Raw genomic sequence first — 15,522 nt, 5'->3', positions numbered from 1 at the left:
ATGATCGGTCGGTGACCGGCACCGATCCTCATACGCACTCCCACGGCCATGCGCACACGCACGGGCACGGCCCCGCCGCGCCCGTCTCCCGGCATCTGCGCAAGGTCATCGCCGCGGTGCTGATCCCGTTCGCCGCCGCCGTGGTGGTCGGCCTCGCGGTGCTGTGGCCGGGCGGCGCGCCCGATCACCGGCCGTCCGGCGTCGGCTTCGACCAGCCGACCGAACAGGCCAGGGTGACCAAGGTGGAGGAGGTCAACTGCGCCGACGTGCACGCCGAGCAGCAGCAACAGCCGACGACTCCAGGCGGCCAGCCGACCGGGGGAGCGGAGCGGGGGAAGCCCTGCGAACGCGCGACGGTCGAGGTCACGTCGGGCGGAAACGCCGGCCGGACCTTCCAGGCGGTCGTGACACCGGACGCGCTGCGGCACTACACGACGGGGCAGGAGGTCGTCGTCGCGTACTCCCCCAAGGCGCCCAAGGATCTGCAGTACTCGATCAGCGATGTGGACCGCACCTTGCCCATGTGGGTACTGGCCGCGATCTTCGCGTGCGCCGTCGTGATCGTCGGGCGGCTGCGCGGGGTACTGGCGCTGGTCGCCCTGGCGGCGAGCTTCGGGGTCCTGACGCTGTTCATCCTCCCGGCCATCCTTCAGGGATCGAATCCCCTGCTGGTGGCGGTGATCGGCGGCAGCGCCATCATGCTGATCGCGCTGTACATGTGCCACGGACTGACGGCCAGAACCTCGGTCGCGGTGCTCGGCACGCTCGCCTCGCTGCTGCTGATCGGGCTGCTCGGCTCGGTCTTCATCGGCTGGGCGCTGCTGACCGGCAACACGGACGACACGACGGGGCTGGTGCACGGGCTGTACCCCGGCATCGAGATCCGCGGACTGCTGCTGGCAGGCATCATCATCGGCTCGCTGGGCGTGCTCGACGACGTGACGGTCACCCAGACCGCCGCGGTGTGGGAACTCAAGGAGGCCGACCCGTCGGCGGGATGGCGCAAGCTGTACGGCGCCGCCATGCGGATCGGGCGGGACCACATCGCCTCCGTCGTGAACACCCTCGTACTCGCCTACGCGGGCGCGGCGTTGCCGCTGTTGCTGCTGTTCTCGATCGCACAGAGCAGCGTGGGCACGGTCGCCACCAGCGAGGTGGTCGCCGAGGAGATCGTCCGGACCCTGGTCGGCAGCATCGGTCTGGTCGCGTCGGTACCCCTGACGACACTGCTCGCGGCGCTGGTCGTCTCGGCCGACCGCAGGCCCCAGGCCGCTCCGGGGGACGAGAGCGGAGCGGAGGACGGCACCTGGGGCACGGACGGCGCGACGGAAACCGGCACGGCCGTGGGACGGGCGGCAGCGCGACGCGGCGCACGGGCGACACGAGGGTCGCGTGGGACGCGCGGCCGGCGCCGCAAGGCATGACGGAGCCGCGGCCGGGGGCCGCACCGGCCCGCTGACGTCCACCGACCGGCGCGGAAACCGGCGCAGCAGGCATCGGGCCGACGCGGCATCCCCTGGGCGAGCGGGATCCGGCGCCCTCTTCGTCACGGACCCGCCCGGCGCACCGAGACAACGCCCGACCCGAAAGGGCCGGGGGAGGACCGGGCGGCGGTGGGTCAGCTCGCCTTGGACGCCTCCGTCAAGATGCGGTCCAGCACGGCTTCCAGGGTGTCGCACACCTCTTCCGCGCCGAGCGGCACCAGCCGGTCCGTCCGGTCGAGGAACGCCACCAACGGCGGTGCGCTGACGCGGAAGAGTGCGCGTTCGGCGCCGACCTGGAGGCTGATGAAGACGTCGCTGAGATGCCCGCCGGAGGCAGGCTCGACGCGTACGTCGCCCTCCCCCGACGGCCCGCTCAGCCCGTCGAGCAGCAGCTCACGGCTGAAGGCCCACGTGACGGGCACATCGCCGGGCAGGTCGAAGGTGAGGCGTACGGCGTACGGATCGGCGCTGTCGAAGTCCAGCTCCACCGGGATCCGGAAGGCGAGTTCCTCCGAGACGAGGAAGCTCATGATCACTTCTGCCTGAACTGTGTCGGTCATCAACCACTGCCCCGCACTTGATCGGAGATGGCCGGGATTCGTCCCCCGTAGCCCTATTGACGCCATCGTCTGTCACGTGCCAGCAGATCACAAGGAGTGAGTTTTCAGATACTGATAGAGAAGGCGAGTGTCGTTAGTGTCGCCTCCGCCATTTTCCGTAGTCGGTCCGTGACAGAGCGCAATCGGTGCAGTTCTCCGGCAGGGAGAGAAACGGCCAACGCCGCGACCGCGGAGCCGACCTGGACGGGAATCGCGGAACATACGGTGCCGAGGGCATATTCCTGATGCTCATACGCGACCTGGCCACGACGCACCGTATCCAAACGGTGCAGCAGATCGTCCTCAGTTCGTACGGAAAAGGGGGTTATCGACTGCACCGGGTAACGGGACAAATGTTCCTTACGCGCCGCCTCGTCGAGTTGGGCGAGCAGGCACTGCCCGATCGCATGCGCATGCGCGGTGGCGCGGAAGTCCACCCACTCCTCGACCGGCGGCCGGCCCGGCTCGTTGGAGACGGCCAACACCTCCACTTCACCCTCGCGGTAGACAGCGAAGTAGACGGCGGCGTTCAACTTCTTGCTCACCACGGCCAGCGCTTCGGCGAGTTGATGGCGCTGACGACGGTGCGCCCCGGCGCGGCCGATGGAGTCGGCGGCCTCACCGAACACGAAGACGCCGTTCTCCCGGCGCAAATAGCCCTCGTGCGTCAGAGTGCGCAGCAGGTGGTACGTCGTCGGCAGCGGCAGCCCGGCCTCCCGGGCGAGTTGCTTGGCCGGCGCCCCTTCGGGGTGCGCGCCGACCGCCTCCAGCAGCCGCAGCGCACGCTGTACCGATCCGATCAAGGTGGGGTGGGAAACGGATTCACCGCTCACGACTGCCAACGTCAACCCCCAGGTCCGATCGCCATGGGGCACGGGGGCCCCGGTCGCGGGATCGTTCCCGCGTCGCGCGCGTCTCCCAGGGCCGCCCCATCCTCGACGTCCGGCCCGATCTCGCTTCACTCGGTATTTTCCGGAACGTCAGCATCCGGAAGACGCCTGCGACGGCACTCTAACTCGGCGGATCGGAGTGGTAACCCGATCGGCCTGCGAGTTAACTCACCTGGCGCACTCCTTGACCGACAGTGACCATGGCGAGGGCGCCGCACACCGCCCGTGAAGGCCCAACACCCCGCTCAGGCAACGCAGTACGGGAAAAGGCCGCACATCTGCGCGAGGGCTGGGGTGGGGAGGGGGTGGGTGGGGAGGGAGGGGTCTGGGGTGAGCGGCTGGCTCCCGTTCCCTCCCCCGCCCCCACCCTCCCCACCCACCCGCTCCGACGCAGCATGGCCCCACGCTGGGCTGGCGCATGCGCCTGCACAGGAACCGGACGCCGGACGGCGGACACCGGACGCCGGACACCGGACGCCGATGCGGTCTGCTCCCCGACGCAGCACCGACGCCGTTGCCGCTCCCGCCAGTTCGTCCGTTCCGTTCAGTTCGTCCGTTCAGTTCGTCCGTTCCGTTCGCCCGTTCAGAGCGCCCGCCACGCGACGGTGCCCCGTTCCTGGAGCGGAGCGGGGCACCGGGTGCGCGGGGACGACGGCGTCGGTCGGTCGTCGGTGTGCGGTCTACCAGTCGCCCTTCGACGACGAGGAACCGCTGAACCTGCGTACCAGGTAGATCACTCCGGCGATCAGCGCCACCGCTATCAGGATCTTGAACAGCAGGCTGATCAGGAAGCCGACCGCGCTGGCGATCAGACCACCGAAGACGACGAGCAGGATCACGGGCACCACGACCCAGGTGACCCACCACGGAAGCCCTGCGAGTATCCCCTTACCAGCCACTGCTCTGCCCTGCTTTCTCTGTCTGTTGCGGTCCCCGGCCGTCCCGCGCGCTCTGCCGCGCGCTCAAGCCGTCGCCGCGCCGATGCCGGTGCGGTTCCGTACCGACTGCCGTGTGCGGTTGCCCTGTGCGGTCGCCGTGCCGTCGGCTGCGGCCCGCTCCCCTACCACCACGATGCTAGGGTTCCGCGGCTCGCTGTGGGGGCTTCGGATCCCCGGCGCTCCCCTGAGCTGTCCCCTACGGGTTCGGGGGCGCGACCCTCAGCTCTCGGGCGGAGAGAAGACCACCATGACCCTCAGGTCCTCGCTGATGTGATGGAACTTGTGCGGCACTCCGGCCGGTACGTACACCACGCTGCCACGCGCCACGGACTGCGTCTCCGAGCCGACGGTGATCGCCGCACGGCCGCTCACCACGAGATACACCTCGTCCTGGGCGTGCGGCTGTTGCGGGTCCGCGCTGCCTGCGTCGAGTGCGTACAGACCGACCGACATGTTGCGTTCCCGGAGGAACTGCAGATACGCACCGTCGTTCGCGGCCCGCTCCGCTTCCAGCTCTTCCAGTCTGAAAGCCCTCATGTCGTTCGCACCCCTCAATGATTCGGACTCGTCTGCGACGATCTCACCATGAAGAATTTTCTGGTCAAGACGATCGCCAACGCCGCGGCGCTTGCCGTGGCCGTCTGGTTGCTGGAACCGGACATCTCACTGACGGGACACAACACCGGCCGCAAGGCACTGACGTTGATACTCGTCGCGCTGATCTTCGGGGTGGTCAACTTCATCGTCAAACCCGTGGTGAAACTGCTGTCCTTCCCGCTGTTCATCCTCACCCTCGGATTGATCACTCTCGTCATCAATGCGCTGATGCTGTTGCTGACATCGTGGCTCGCCGGCACCTTCAATCTCGCCTTCCATGTGGACGGATTCTGGACCGCGGTACTGGGTGGCGTGATCGTCTCGGTCGTCTCCTGGGCGATGCACGTCCTGCTGCCCGACGAGGACTGACCGGGAGCACCGACACGTGAACGCCGTATTCCGCGTCTGCTTCGTCTGTACCGGCAACATCTGCCGCTCGCCGATGGCCGAGTCCGTCTTCCGCGCCCACGTCGCGGACGCCGGGCTCGGCGGCCTGGTCGAGATCGGCAGCGCGGGCACCGGCGGCTGGCACGAAGGGGACGGAGCCGATCCGCGTACCGTCTCCGTCCTCACGTCGGCCGGCTACTCCCTCACGCACCGGGCACGGCAGTTCACCGCCTCCTGGTTCGCCGGACTCGACCTGGTCATCGCGCTGGACAGCGGGCACCTGCGCACGCTGCGCCGGCTCGCACCCGGCCCGGACGACGCCGCCAAGATCCGTCTGCTGGGCTCGTATCAGGACGCCGACGGGCCGTGGCGGGAACGCGACGTGCCCGACCCCTACTACGGCGGGCACGACGGCTTCGAGGAATGCCTGGCGATGATCGAGGCGGCGACCGACGGCCTCCTGGAGGAGGTGCGCGCCGCCCTGGCCGCCAAGAGGCAAGGGCGCGTCCCGCTCCACTCACCGCACCACCCGCAGAAGAAGGAGGACGCATGACGGGCGACGGCACACGCGTCGTACGGGCCGGGCTTCCGGAGCCCGAGGCTTACGAACCTGCCCTCCCCGGGCCGGTCTTCGCGGCCCACTTCCACCTCCCGGGCGACGCCGAAGGCCCCTACACCTACGGCCGGGTGTCCAACCCGACGTGGACCCGCCTGGAGACCGCCATCGGCGAGCTGGAGTCGCCGGACGAGCCCGCGCACACGGTGGCGTTCGCCTCCGGGATGGCCGCGATCAGCGCCGTCCTCTTCTCCCAACTGCGCGCGGGCGACGCGGTGGTGCTCCCCAACGACGGGTACCAGCTGCTGCCCGCCGTCCGCACCCGCCTGGAGAGCTACGGCATCGAGGTCCGTACCGCGCCGACCGCGCACGACGCCCAACTCGGCGTGCTGGACGGCGCCCGGCTGCTGTGGCTGGAAACCCCCTCCAACCCCGGCCTGGACGTCTGTGACATCCGGCGGCTGGCCGCTGCCGCGCACGAACGTGGCGCCCTGGTGGCCGTCGACAACACCCTCGCCACCCCGCTCGGCCAGCGCCCGCTCGACCTGGGCGCCGACTTCTCCGTCGCCAGCGGCACCAAGGCGCTCACCGGCCACGGCGACGTCCTGCTCGGCTACGTCTGCACCCGCGACGCGGCCCTGGCCGATGGCGTGCAGCTGTGGCGCAAGACGGTCGGCGCCATTCCTGGACCGATGGAGAGCTGGCTCGCGCACCGTTCGCTGGCCACCCTCTCGTTGCGGGTCAGACAGCAGGCGGTGGGCGCCCTGGCGCTCGCCGAAGCGCTGAGCGAGCGCGACGACGTCACCGGACTGCGCCACCCGGGCCTGCCGTCCGACCCCTCGCACGCACGCGCCGCCGCCCAGATGCGTCCCGGCCACTTCGGCTGCGTGGTGTCCTTCACGCTGCCGGACAAGGAGCACGCGGAACGGTTCCTGGCGGCGCTGACGCTGGTCGACGACGCGACCAGCTTCGGAGGCGTACGGTCCACGGCCGAGCGGCGCGCCCGCTGGGGCGGCGACGCCGTTCCGGAGGGCTTCATCCGCTTCTCGGTGGGTGTCGAAGACCCCCACGACCTGATCGCGGACGTCCGGCAGGCCCTGGACGCGGCGCAGCGCGGGGCCTGAAGCGGCCGGCGGAGCGGCGGTGGCCCCGGAGTGGTCACCGCCGCCCGGCGCGCGGGCGGAATGGTGGCTACCGGTGGGCGGGCCGTTCCGGGCAGCGGTGCCGTGGCGGCGGGTTTCGCGGGGCCGTCACTGCGGCATCTGTCCCGTATGACGGTTCGGCCAGTCGTGAAACGCACCGCCCGCGCGATTCTGCTCGACGGCGCGGACCTCGTTCTGATCAAGCGCACCAAGCCGGGCCGTGCCCCCTACTGGATCACTCCGGGCGGCGGGGTGGAGCCCGGGGACGCGACCGTCATCGACGCACTCCACCGCGAGTTGGACGAGGAGCTGGGCGCCAAGGTGACGGACGTCGTCCCGGTCTTCGTCGACACCGTCGAGCACCTCAGCGAGGGCGGCGTGGACGGCGTGAAGGTGCAGCACTTCTTCGTCTGCCGGCTGGACGCGATGGATCCGTCCCGGCGGCACGGCCCCGAGGTCGACGAACCGTGCGGCGATTACGAGATCGTGCGGGTGCCGTTCACCCGCGTCGGGATCGCCTCCGTCGAGGTCGTACCGCTGTCGCTGCGGCACTACCTGGACGGCAATATCGAGGGCGTACGGGCGATGCACGCGCCCGACCTGGGCTGAAGGCCCCGGGGCGTGGTCCCTCAGCGGTCGGCGGCGCCCAGCCTGCCGCCCTCGGCGAACCAGCCGCGGAACCCGATGTCGTCCGCGGGACTGCGCTGCCGCGCCCGCGCCAGCACCCGCTCGACCTCCATCCGGAACCCGTCGTTCAGCTCCTCGACGATCCCGTCGGCTGCCCGGTGGCGACCGGCCGCCTGGCCCTCGTGCCGCGGGGCTTCGGCCTGCTCCGCGCGCCGGAACGGCGCCCGCCCTGCCGCATCGGCGGCGGCGCCGAAGAAGTCACCGCCCTTGCGCCTGTTGTCGTCGGTGCCCCAGGCCCGCGCGCTGCGCCCCTGCGCCGGCACCTTCTGAAGGTGCGGAATGTGCTTGGCGCAGTGGATGTACGCCTCCTCGACCTCGACCGTCACCCACAGCTGGGCCCGCCGCCCGGGAACCGGGTCGGCGGGCAGCCACGGGTACAGCTGCCGCATCTCCGCGTCCAGCGCCACCCGCGCCCTGCCGTTGATGTGCAGGCCGATGCGGTCGCGCAGGAAGTCGACCATCAAGATGCCGAGCTGCGGGTTCTCCGAAAGGTTGCCGACCGAGGCCATCACGCCGTTGCCGCGGTACTCGGGGTAGGCGAGCGTGCGGTCGTCCAGCACCTGGACGAAGCCCGGCGGGCCGGCCCGGAACGACGAGTCGCAGGCGCCGTGCCGGTCGGACGTGGCCAGGAACAGCATCTCCTGGCGTGCCACGAACTCCTGCATGCGCTGGTTGAGATGGTCGAGCACCTGATCCGAGTAGAACCGGTCGGCGCGCTCGGTGGTGCCGAGGCGCTGCTGGACCAGGTGCTCGCCGTCGCTGCCCGGACGTGCGTGCCGCATGTCCTGTCCCTCTCCTGACCAGCTGTTTTCGCCCTCTACTGCCAAGACCTCAATCACCCGCCGCGACCAGCTCGTCAAGGGAGTCGTGCCGTATCCGGTCGGACGGAATGCCGACCCCCACCAGTGCGTCGACGCCGCTGCGGATCAGTCCGGGCGGCCCCGACAGGTAGGCGTCGACCTCGTCCCACGGGCCGTACCGTCTGACGGCGTCCGGGAGTTCGCCGCTGACACCGTTCGAACGGCCGCCGACCGCGCCGCTGGCGACGACCGGGCGGACCGAGAGCCACGGGTGGGACTGCTCCAGGTCCAGCATGGTGTCGATGTCGTAGAGGTCGTGGTCGCTGCGGGCGCCGTAGAAGACCTCGACGGGGCGCCGGACGCCGTGCGTGGCGACGTCCTCGACCAGCGCCTTGATGGGGGCGATGCCGGTGCCGCCGCCCACACACAGCAGTCCGTTGCTGGTGCTGTGGTCGACGGTCATCGAACCGGCGGGGCCGCCGAGGCGCAGGATGTCGCCGGGACGGGCGCGGTGCACCAGCGCGTTGGAGACCCAGCCGGCCGGAACCGCCTTGACGTGGAAGGAGAGCAGCCCGTCGGAGCGGGGCGCCGACGCGAAGGAGTAATGCCGCCACACCCGGGGCCACCAGGGAGTTTCCAGGCTGGTGTACTGCCCGGCGAGGAACGGGTACGGCTGGTCGGGGCGGACCGTCACCACCGCGATCTCGGCCGTCCGCCGTTCGTGCGAGACCACCTCGGCCTGCCACCAGGCGGGCGCGACCGCTTCGTTCTCGGCCGCCGCGTCGATCATGATCTGCGAGATCGCGGTGTACGCGCGGACCCACGCGGCCTCCGCGTCCGGGCCCCAACTCGACGTCGCATAGCGCGAAAGCGCGCCGAGCAGGCACTCGCCGACCGCCGGGTAGTGCTCGGGCCGGGTGCCGTATTTGCGGTGGCCGCGCCCGAGATGGGAGAGGTAGGCGGTGAGCCGCTCGCGGTCGTCGACGTTCTGGGCCGCCGTCAGCAACGCCTTGAACAGCCGGTCGCGCTGGGTGTCCATCGCGGCGGGGAACAGCACCCGCAGCTCCGGATGCTGCACGAAGAGCATCGCGTAGAAGTACGAGGTGACCTTGTCGGCCACCGGCTCGATCTCGGCCATGGTGCGCCGGATGAGGATCGCGTCGGGGGATGCGTTGACGTCAGAAACCGCTTTGACGTCAGGAACCGCCTTGGCGTCAGGGACTGCGGGGACTGCGGGGACCGTGGAGGCTGCGGGAGCGGCGGGGGGTGCCGGGGCCGCAGGGATGGTGGGGGCAGTGGGGGCCGCTGGCGCGGCGGAGGCAGCGGGTCCGGCCTGGGGTGCCGGGGCCGCAGGTGCCACAGGTGCCGTGGGAGCCGCGGGGGCCGGGCGCTGCGCGAAGGCGGAGAACGGTGCGGGAGCCGATGCGGGTGCGGGCGGCGGCGGGACCTCGCGGGCGGCGGGGGTGCCGACGGGCCGTATCGGGTTCACCGGCCGGCTGGGTATCCGCTCCTGCTGCGGCGCGGGTATCTGCTCCGGAACGCGGCCGGAGTGCGGACCTTCGTACGCGTCGCGGACCGCCGGGCCGTCATGGGCCGCCGGTGTGCCGTGGCCGCCGTCGCCGTACGCGTCACGCGGGCCTGACTCCCGGGCCGCGGGCCGGCCGTCCTCGTGGCCGTCGCCCCCGGCGTCCGCGCCGTCCCGTCTCTCCGGCAGTTCATCGGAGGACTTTTTCGACGGAGTGAACCAACCCCAGTCGCCACTGCTGCCGCCGGAGGAGCCGTTATCGGCCGTCGCGGTGGTCGGAGCGTCCATGGTTTGCCTCGCCTCGAACGTCTTTCGTTTGTCGTCGCACTTCCACTGACCGGAACGTGCCTTGAATTCCCCCACCCTGCCCCGGAATTCTTCAACGACTCAAGTCATTCCGGCAATGCCCGGCAACGCGGACAAAACTCACATCCCGCTAATGCAACCGGGAACCGCCTGCTCAGCATGGCTCTCCGGTTCCTCACAACGGACACCCGTACAAAGTCCGGACCGCGGGAGACACTTCGCCGCCTGACCGGCCCCACATTGCCCGCGCCTCGCGGGTACGCGCGCCCTCGGCCCGCCGGACCGACTCGACCATACCGGCAGTAGTTGAAACCACAAGTCCCTGATCCGGGGGCGATCCACGCCCCGTTCGCCCGTTCTTCACACGGCACATCCGATAACAGTGACCCTTACCACAGAGGGGCAATTCGGCTCATTCGGAAGGCAAATCCGCTGCGGAATCCCGCAATTACCCATTGGTAACCACCAGTTCGTACGCCTCCCGGAGATCACGCCCCGCGTACGCGGCGGATGCCAGCTCGCTGACGTGGTGATCGGCATTCACCGCCACCGAAACCGGGACCGCGGCGAACAGCGCGGTGTCCGACATGGAGTCGCCGTACGCCACGCAGTCGGCCCTGGTCAGGCCGTACCGGACGCAGAGTTCATCGGCGATGCCAACCTTCGCGGCAGCGGAGAGGATGCCGTCGGGCCGCACCCGCTCCCGGATCGGCACGGCCGGCCAGCGCGAACCGCGCGCCACGTCGGCGCCCCAGTCCAGCAGCCGCTCGACGAAAAAGCCCGGCGACAGCGAAATCACCGCGCAGCGCTCACCGCGCGCCCGGATGTCGGCCCACACCTCCCGGATGCCGGCCAGCCACGGCGCCCCCTCGAACGCGGCGGCCACCTGCGCCTCCGTCAGCTCCGCCGCCCACAGGTCGCAGGCCCGCTGCGCGAACTGCGGCGGCGTCAGCTCGCCCGCCGCGAAACCGCGCTCCAACTCGGCGATCTCCCGGTCGAGACCGAGCTGCCGGGAGATCTCGAGGGCGGCGGCCGAGCCGTGCAGCAAGGTCCCGTCCATGTCGAACAGATGCAGCTTTCCCATGGGCCGGAGCCTAGGCCGTGCCGCTGAAGCCGGTAACCGGGTCCGCCGAAGTCCCTGGTCCACGCCCCGGGACGTACGCGCCCGCGCGTATCCGCGGATACTCCCGGCGGCAGATGCCCCGCGGGGCGCGACCCGCGATCGTGGCGGGTATGCAGCAGCTCAGCCGGCCCGCCCGCCGGGCGGTCCTCGTCGTCCATGTCGCCGTGTCCGTCGGCTGGCTGGGGCTCACCGTCGGCCTGCTGGCGCTCGGCGTCACCGGATTCACCACGGGTTCACCGGGGACGACGGCCGCCGCCTACCGGGCCATGAAGATCTTTGCGGACTGGCTGGTCATCCCCGTCGCGCTGATCGCCCTGCTCAGCGGCCTCGTGCTGTCCCTGGGGATGCCGTGGGGGCCGGCCAGGCACCGCTGGGTCGTCACCAAGTTCTGGCTGACGCTCGCCACGACGCTGCTGTCGGCCTTCGCGCTCCGCCCGGAGATCGGCCGGCTCGCGGCCGAGGCGGCGGCCGGGCGCCCGTCCGACGGGATCGGTCTTGTCGTCGCGCCGTCGGTGGCGACCGCCGCCTACCTCTTCGTCACGGCGATCTCGGTGCTCAAGCCGTGGGGCCGCACCCGGCGCGGCGGCCGGACGCGGCCCGCAGGCGGCCCCTCGGCGGAGCGGGAGACCCCCGCGCCGACCGCCGAGTGACGCTGCGGGCCGCCGGGCCCGGCCGCGCGCGGCCCCGTCAGGACCGCGCCGCCGGAACCGGAGCCTCCGCCGCCGTTCCGGTGGACGTACCGGTGGTGTCCGTGGCCGCCACGGTGCCGCCGCCGGAGGCCACAACCGTGCCCCGACCCCCCGTACGCCGCTCCAGGACGGAGGCGAGGACGGCCACACCCAGCGCCGCCACGGTCATCACCGCGCCGACCCAGTTGGGTGCGGTGTAGCCGAGACCGGCCGAGATGACCAGGCCGCCCAGCCAGGCGGCCAGCGCGTTGCCGAAGTTGAAGGCGGCGATGTTGCCGGCGGAGGCGAGGGTGGGAGCCGAAGCGGCCTGGTCCATCACCCGCTTCTGCAGCGGCGGTACGGTCGCGAACCCGAAGGCACCGATCAGCGCGATGGAGACGGTGGCCGCCACCTTGTTGTGCGCGGTGACGGTGAATGCGGCCAGCACCAGCGCCAGGCCCGCCAGCGACACGTACAGCATCGGCATCATCGCCCGGTCGGTGAAACGCCCCGAGACCAGGTTCCCGGCGACCATGCCGATGCCGAAGACGGCCGTCAGCCAGACGACGGACGACGGGGCAAAGCCGGTGACCTCGGTCATCATCGACGCGAGGTAGGTGACGGCGGCGAAGACACCGCCGAAGCCGAGGACCGTCATCAGCATCGCGAGGCCGACCTGCGGGTTCCGGAAGACCGCCAGCTCGCTGCCGATCCGGGCCGCCGCCTTGGCGCGCTGCGCCGGTATCAGCTTGAGGATGCCCAGCAGGCCGATCACGCCGAGCGCGGCGATGCCGAAGAAGGTGGTGCGCCAGCCGAACTGCTGGCTGATCATGGTGCCGGCCGGCACACCCACCACATTGGCGACGGTCAGGCCGCTGAACATCAGCGAGATCGCGGCGGCCCGCTTGCCGGGGGCGACCAGATCGGCGGCGACCAGCGCCCCGATCCCGAAGAACGCGCCGTGCGCGAAGGCGGCCACGATCCGGCCGGCCAGCAGCACGCCGAAGGCAGGCGCCAGCGCGGTGAGCACGTTGCCCACCACGAACAGGCCCATCAGCAACGTGAGCATCTGCTTGCGCGTGAACCGCGTGCCCAGGAGGGTCATCAGCGGAGCGCCGAGGACCACACCCAGGGCGTAGACGGTGGTCGCGTAGCCGGCGAGCGGAATGGAGACGCCGAAGTCGGCCGCCATGTCGGGCAGCAGGCCCATGACCGCGAACTCGGTCGTTCCGATCCCGAAGGCACCGATGGCAAGAGCCAGGAGTGCGAGAGGCATGACGGATCCCTTCGGATGGTGCGTCATCGATGGCGTGCGGCATCGATGGCGCACCGCCCTTACATGCGCATACATTAATTGCAGGCGCACTTACATGCAAGCGCTGTATATTTCATATATGGCCTACCCTGGTGCGTACGCCCCCGAGGAGGTCTTCGATGACGCAGCAGACGCACGAGACACCGCAGGCAGCACAGGTCCCGCAGGCGACACCCGCCGCCGCAACCGGCTGCCCGCCTGCTCCCTCGCGCGGGCTCGCCCAGGGCTGGTGCGCGCTCTCCGCCCTGCACGGCCGGATCGAGTCGCACATCGAGCGCGCCCTCCAGGCAGGTCACGACCTCAGCGTCCGCGAGTTCTCGGTGCTCAACGTCCTCAGCGAGCAGCACGACGGACCGGGCGGCCACCTGCGGATGCACCAGGTCGCCGACTCCGTCGTGCTCAGCCAGAGCGCCACCACCCGCCTGGTCACCCGGCTCGAAGCGCGCGGACTGCTCTCGCGCTACCTCTGCGTCGACGACCGCCGTGGCATCTACACCGACGTCACGGCCGACGGACTCACGCTCCTCGCCGAGGCCAGGCCGACCCACGACACCGCCCTGTGCGAGGCGCTCCAGGAAGCGGCGAAGCGACCTGAGCTGGCCCCCCTGGTGAAGGCCGTCGAGACGCTCGCCCCGTCCGCGTAACGGCGGACGCCGGCCCGTGCGCGTGGGCGGCCGAGATCCGCGAGGCGGACAAGGGTGGTGGCCGGACGCCGGCCCGTGCGCACAAAGGCGGGGTCCCGGAAGGACCGCGTCCGGAGCCCCGCCGCCACCACTCGCCTACGCCCCGTCAGGCCGCGTCCCGCACGCACCGCATAAGGTCCCGCCCATGAGCGATATCGAGATACGCCGCGCCGCCCCGACCGACCTCCACGACATCGTGGCGCTGCTGGCCGACGACCCGCTGGGCGCCACCCGCGAGTCCCCGGACGACCTGACCCCGTACCGCGCCGCCTACGAAGTGCTGGCCGCCGACCCGCACCAGCACCTGGTCGTCGCGGTCCGCGAGGGCCGCGTCGTCGGCACCCTCCAACTCACCGTCATCCCCGGCCTCTCCCGCCGCGGCGCGACCCGCTCGATCATCGAAGGCGTCCGCATCCACGCCGACGAGCGGGGCAACGGCCTGGGCACCCAGCTCATCGAGTGGGCCGTCGCCACCTCCCGCACCCTCGGCTGCCACCTCGTCCAGCTCACCTCGGACGCGACCCGCATCGACGCCCACCGCTTCTACGAGCGGCTCGGCTTCGAGGCGTCCCACCTGGGATTCAAGCTCCAGCTCTGACCCCGCCCGCAGCGCCGCCGCCGGAACCCGCGCGCCGGGCACGGTACGCCTTCTGCCGACAGGCGCCGCCACAGAAGCGCGCAGGACGGCCGGTGCGCGCCGCCACGACCTGCGCCCCGCACACCTCACACCCCGTTTCGTTACGCTCCCCGGCCGCATCCGGCAGTTTCGTCACAGCGCGGCCGGCCCGCAGCCCGTCACACATCAACGCCGTCATCCGGCCCTGAGCGTCTTCGGAGCCCGCCGCGCGCAGCCGCCGCTGCTCCATCGACACGCACCCGGCCAGCAGCGACCTGACGTCGTCCCCCGTCACGTCCTGCCGTACGGCTCCTGCCTCTTGGGCCCGTGCCAGCAAGGCGTCCAGCGCCTCGCCGAAGTCCCGCCCGGCCGCCGACCGCGCGCCGGAACCGCCATCGGCCACCCCGGCGAGCGCCTCGCACAGCGCCTTGCTGCCCGCGGCCAGCCGGACCACCGAGGCCAGGAAACGGAAGAACACCTCGCCGGGATCCTCGACATCGGCCAAGTCCCTCGCGGTATCGGCGAAGAGCCCGATCCGCTCCTCGACCACGGCGTCGAACAAGGCTTCCTTCGAACGGAAATGACGGTGGACGGTCCCGGCTCCGACCCCGGCACGACGCGCGATCTCCTCGACCGAGGCCGCCAACCCCCGTTCGGCAAAGGCGAATCGGGCCGCCTGGAGCACCAGCGCACGATTGCGCCTGGCATCCGCACGAGGCACCGCCACACCCCCGCCCACCATCCACTCCGTCACCCACGGCCTCCCGAAAACGCGGTACGCACCTGTCTTGCGCACCCCGATTTTAAACGGGTTAGTCATTCCGTTTTCGATGGAGGCCCAAAACACGCCTGGCGCCGACTCTGCGACCGGGCCGCCGGGCGAAGGAGAAGCGGGAGAGGCGGGAGCGGGAGAGGGAGCGGAGAAAGAGCGGGAGCGGGAGAGGGAGCGGGAGCGGGGCGGAAGAGGAGCGGGAGCGGAGAGCTGAGGAGCGGAAGGGCTGAGGGCACACGCGCGCTACTGGTGGGGCACCAGGGGCCGGGCAGCCGTCCGCGCGGCACCATTCCCACCTACCCAGCCGCCACCCACGTCAACTCCCATGGGACACAGGGAAGTTGGCCGCAGGACGGGCAAGCCCGCCGGCCACGGAAGGGACAAGGCACGGTCGATCGTCATTCCAGCGGGCCCGGTCGGCCGGAGAACGGCTA

17 protein-coding genes are annotated in these 15,522 nt (G+C 70.9%); 8 read left to right on the top strand and 9 right to left on the bottom strand.

Annotated features, from left to right (window positions below; all coding sequences use genetic code 11):
- The first annotated feature begins 11 nt into the window (after positions 1 to 11).
- Positions 12 to 1,424: a YibE/F family protein gene (locus ACGFNI_RS16960; RefSeq protein ID WP_393684471.1), complete on the top strand. Its 1,413-nt coding sequence runs from the start codon at positions 12 to 14 to the stop codon at positions 1,422 to 1,424.
- 194 nt (positions 1,425 to 1,618) lie between these two features.
- On the opposite strand, the gene ACGFNI_RS16955 is transcribed toward ACGFNI_RS16960, so the two are convergent.
- The 4 genes from ACGFNI_RS16955 to ACGFNI_RS16940 form a co-directional block, all read right to left on the bottom strand.
- Complete coding sequence (locus ACGFNI_RS16955) at positions 1,619 to 2,044, bottom strand: SsgA family sporulation/cell division regulator (RefSeq protein ID WP_227050771.1); 426 nt, start codon at positions 2,042 to 2,044, stop codon at positions 1,619 to 1,621.
- Positions 2,045 to 2,148: 104 nt separating this feature from the next.
- A complete protein-coding gene (locus ACGFNI_RS16950) occupies positions 2,149 to 2,916 on the bottom strand; it encodes an IclR family transcriptional regulator (protein WP_393684469.1) in 768 nt (255 codons plus the stop codon).
- Between the two features lie 737 nt (positions 2,917 to 3,653).
- Positions 3,654 to 3,872 (bottom strand): DUF5326 family protein, encoded by a 219-nt coding sequence (locus tag ACGFNI_RS16945; protein ID WP_393684467.1) that lies wholly within the window; start codon positions 3,870 to 3,872, stop codon positions 3,654 to 3,656.
- Between the two features lie 258 nt (positions 3,873 to 4,130).
- Positions 4,131 to 4,448: a cupin domain-containing protein gene (locus ACGFNI_RS16940; RefSeq protein WP_393684465.1), complete on the bottom strand. Its 318-nt coding sequence runs from the start codon at positions 4,446 to 4,448 to the stop codon at positions 4,131 to 4,133.
- 48 nt (positions 4,449 to 4,496) lie between these two features.
- Between ACGFNI_RS16940 and ACGFNI_RS16935 the strand changes: the two genes are divergently transcribed.
- The 4 genes from ACGFNI_RS16935 (at position 4,497) to ACGFNI_RS16920 (ending at position 7,202) form a co-directional block, all read left to right on the top strand.
- Positions 4,497 to 4,877 carry a phage holin family protein gene (locus ACGFNI_RS16935; protein ID WP_393684463.1) on the top strand — a complete coding sequence of 127 codons (381 nt, stop codon included), beginning with the start codon at positions 4,497 to 4,499 and terminating at the stop codon, positions 4,875 to 4,877.
- Between the two features lie 73 nt (positions 4,878 to 4,950).
- Positions 4,951 to 5,448 (top strand): low molecular weight protein-tyrosine-phosphatase, encoded by a 498-nt coding sequence (locus ACGFNI_RS16930; RefSeq protein WP_393684654.1) that lies wholly within the window; start codon positions 4,951 to 4,953, stop codon positions 5,446 to 5,448.
- Positions 5,445 to 6,575, top strand: coding sequence for a cystathionine gamma-lyase (locus ACGFNI_RS16925; RefSeq protein ID WP_393684461.1), 1,131 nt, complete (start codon positions 5,445 to 5,447; stop codon positions 6,573 to 6,575). The genes ACGFNI_RS16930 and ACGFNI_RS16925 overlap by 4 nt, the downstream gene beginning before the upstream one ends.
- 147 nt (positions 6,576 to 6,722) lie before the next feature.
- Positions 6,723 to 7,202: an NUDIX domain-containing protein gene (locus tag ACGFNI_RS16920; protein ID WP_393684459.1), complete on the top strand. Its 480-nt coding sequence runs from the start codon at positions 6,723 to 6,725 to the stop codon at positions 7,200 to 7,202.
- A 20-nt stretch (positions 7,203 to 7,222) separates the two neighbouring features.
- Here the strand turns inward: ACGFNI_RS16920 and ACGFNI_RS16915 are convergent, their stop codons facing one another.
- The 3 genes from ACGFNI_RS16915 to ACGFNI_RS16905 all read right to left on the bottom strand — a co-directional run bounded on the left by ACGFNI_RS16915 (position 7,223) and on the right by ACGFNI_RS16905 (position 10,995).
- Positions 7,223 to 8,062: a pyridoxamine 5'-phosphate oxidase family protein gene (locus tag ACGFNI_RS16915; RefSeq protein ID WP_393684457.1), complete on the bottom strand. Its 840-nt coding sequence runs from the start codon at positions 8,060 to 8,062 to the stop codon at positions 7,223 to 7,225.
- Positions 8,063 to 8,111: 49 nt separating this feature from the next.
- On the bottom strand, positions 8,112 to 9,893 hold the full coding sequence (locus ACGFNI_RS16910; RefSeq protein ID WP_393684456.1) for a globin domain-containing protein: 1,782 nt from the start codon (positions 9,891 to 9,893) through the stop codon (positions 8,112 to 8,114).
- A 466-nt stretch (positions 9,894 to 10,359) separates the two neighbouring features.
- Positions 10,360 to 10,995: an HAD family hydrolase gene (locus ACGFNI_RS16905; protein WP_393684454.1), complete on the bottom strand. Its 636-nt coding sequence runs from the start codon at positions 10,993 to 10,995 to the stop codon at positions 10,360 to 10,362.
- A 149-nt stretch (positions 10,996 to 11,144) separates the two neighbouring features.
- On the opposite strand from ACGFNI_RS16905, the gene ACGFNI_RS16900 reads away from it, so the two are divergent.
- Positions 11,145 to 11,684 carry a DUF2269 domain-containing protein gene (locus ACGFNI_RS16900; RefSeq protein WP_393684453.1) on the top strand — a complete coding sequence of 180 codons (540 nt, stop codon included), beginning with the start codon at positions 11,145 to 11,147 and terminating at the stop codon, positions 11,682 to 11,684.
- A 37-nt stretch (positions 11,685 to 11,721) separates the two neighbouring features.
- Here ACGFNI_RS16900 and ACGFNI_RS16895 read toward each other — a convergent pair whose 3' ends face one another.
- Positions 11,722 to 12,978 carry an MFS transporter gene (locus tag ACGFNI_RS16895; protein ID WP_393684451.1) on the bottom strand — a complete coding sequence of 419 codons (1,257 nt, stop codon included), beginning with the start codon at positions 12,976 to 12,978 and terminating at the stop codon, positions 11,722 to 11,724.
- A gap of 158 nt (positions 12,979 to 13,136) precedes the next feature.
- Here ACGFNI_RS16895 and ACGFNI_RS16890 point away from each other — a divergent pair, with 158 nt between their 5' ends.
- The gene (locus tag ACGFNI_RS16890; RefSeq protein WP_393684449.1) at positions 13,137 to 13,661 is read left to right on the top strand and encodes a MarR family winged helix-turn-helix transcriptional regulator; all 525 of its coding nucleotides are present in this window, start codon (positions 13,137 to 13,139) and stop codon (positions 13,659 to 13,661) included.
- A gap of 184 nt (positions 13,662 to 13,845) precedes the next feature.
- Positions 13,846 to 14,298 carry a GNAT family N-acetyltransferase gene (locus ACGFNI_RS16885; RefSeq protein WP_393684447.1) on the top strand — a complete coding sequence of 151 codons (453 nt, stop codon included), beginning with the start codon at positions 13,846 to 13,848 and terminating at the stop codon, positions 14,296 to 14,298.
- Here the strand turns inward: ACGFNI_RS16885 and ACGFNI_RS16880 are convergent.
- On the bottom strand, positions 14,282 to 15,001 hold the full coding sequence (locus ACGFNI_RS16880; RefSeq protein WP_393684445.1) for a TetR/AcrR family transcriptional regulator: 720 nt from the start codon (positions 14,999 to 15,001) through the stop codon (positions 14,282 to 14,284). The two genes, ACGFNI_RS16885 and ACGFNI_RS16880, sit on opposite strands and share 17 nt — an antisense overlap.
- Between the last annotated feature and the right edge of the window lie 521 nt (positions 15,002 to 15,522).

Origin of the sequence: Streptomyces sp. NPDC048644 (assembly GCF_043199105.1) — a bacterium.
In the GTDB taxonomy this organism is placed as follows: Bacteria; Actinomycetota; Actinomycetes; order Streptomycetales; family Streptomycetaceae; genus Streptomyces.
The sequence above is the reverse complement of the archived record's forward strand: the minus strand, read 5'-3'. Positions and strand labels throughout refer to the sequence as shown.

Coding starts and splice junctions, on each gene's coding strand:
- ACGFNI_RS16955 (WP_227050771.1), bottom strand. CDS start 2,044: ATGACCGACACAGTTCAGGCAGAAGTGATCATGAGCTTCCTCGTCTCG.
- ACGFNI_RS16905 (WP_393684454.1), bottom strand. CDS start 10,995: ATGGGAAAGCTGCATCTGTTCGACATGGACGGGACCTTGCTGCACGGC.
- ACGFNI_RS16910 (WP_393684456.1), bottom strand. CDS start 9,893: ATGGACGCTCCGACCACCGCGACGGCCGATAACGGCTCCTCCGGCGGC.
- ACGFNI_RS16940 (WP_393684465.1), bottom strand. CDS start 4,448: ATGAGGGCTTTCAGACTGGAAGAGCTGGAAGCGGAGCGGGCCGCGAAC.
- ACGFNI_RS16885 (WP_393684447.1), top strand. CDS start 13,846: ATGAGCGATATCGAGATACGCCGCGCCGCCCCGACCGACCTCCACGAC.
- ACGFNI_RS16890 (WP_393684449.1), top strand. CDS start 13,137: ATGACGCAGCAGACGCACGAGACACCGCAGGCAGCACAGGTCCCGCAG.
- ACGFNI_RS16920 (WP_393684459.1), top strand. CDS start 6,723: ATGACGGTTCGGCCAGTCGTGAAACGCACCGCCCGCGCGATTCTGCTC.
- ACGFNI_RS16935 (WP_393684463.1), top strand. CDS start 4,497: ATGAAGAATTTTCTGGTCAAGACGATCGCCAACGCCGCGGCGCTTGCC.
- ACGFNI_RS16915 (WP_393684457.1), bottom strand. CDS start 8,062: ATGCGGCACGCACGTCCGGGCAGCGACGGCGAGCACCTGGTCCAGCAG.
- ACGFNI_RS16895 (WP_393684451.1), bottom strand. CDS start 12,978: ATGCCTCTCGCACTCCTGGCTCTTGCCATCGGTGCCTTCGGGATCGGA.
- ACGFNI_RS16930 (WP_393684654.1), top strand. CDS start 4,951: ATGGCCGAGTCCGTCTTCCGCGCCCACGTCGCGGACGCCGGGCTCGGC.
- ACGFNI_RS16900 (WP_393684453.1), top strand. CDS start 11,145: ATGCAGCAGCTCAGCCGGCCCGCCCGCCGGGCGGTCCTCGTCGTCCAT.
- ACGFNI_RS16925 (WP_393684461.1), top strand. CDS start 5,445: ATGACGGGCGACGGCACACGCGTCGTACGGGCCGGGCTTCCGGAGCCC.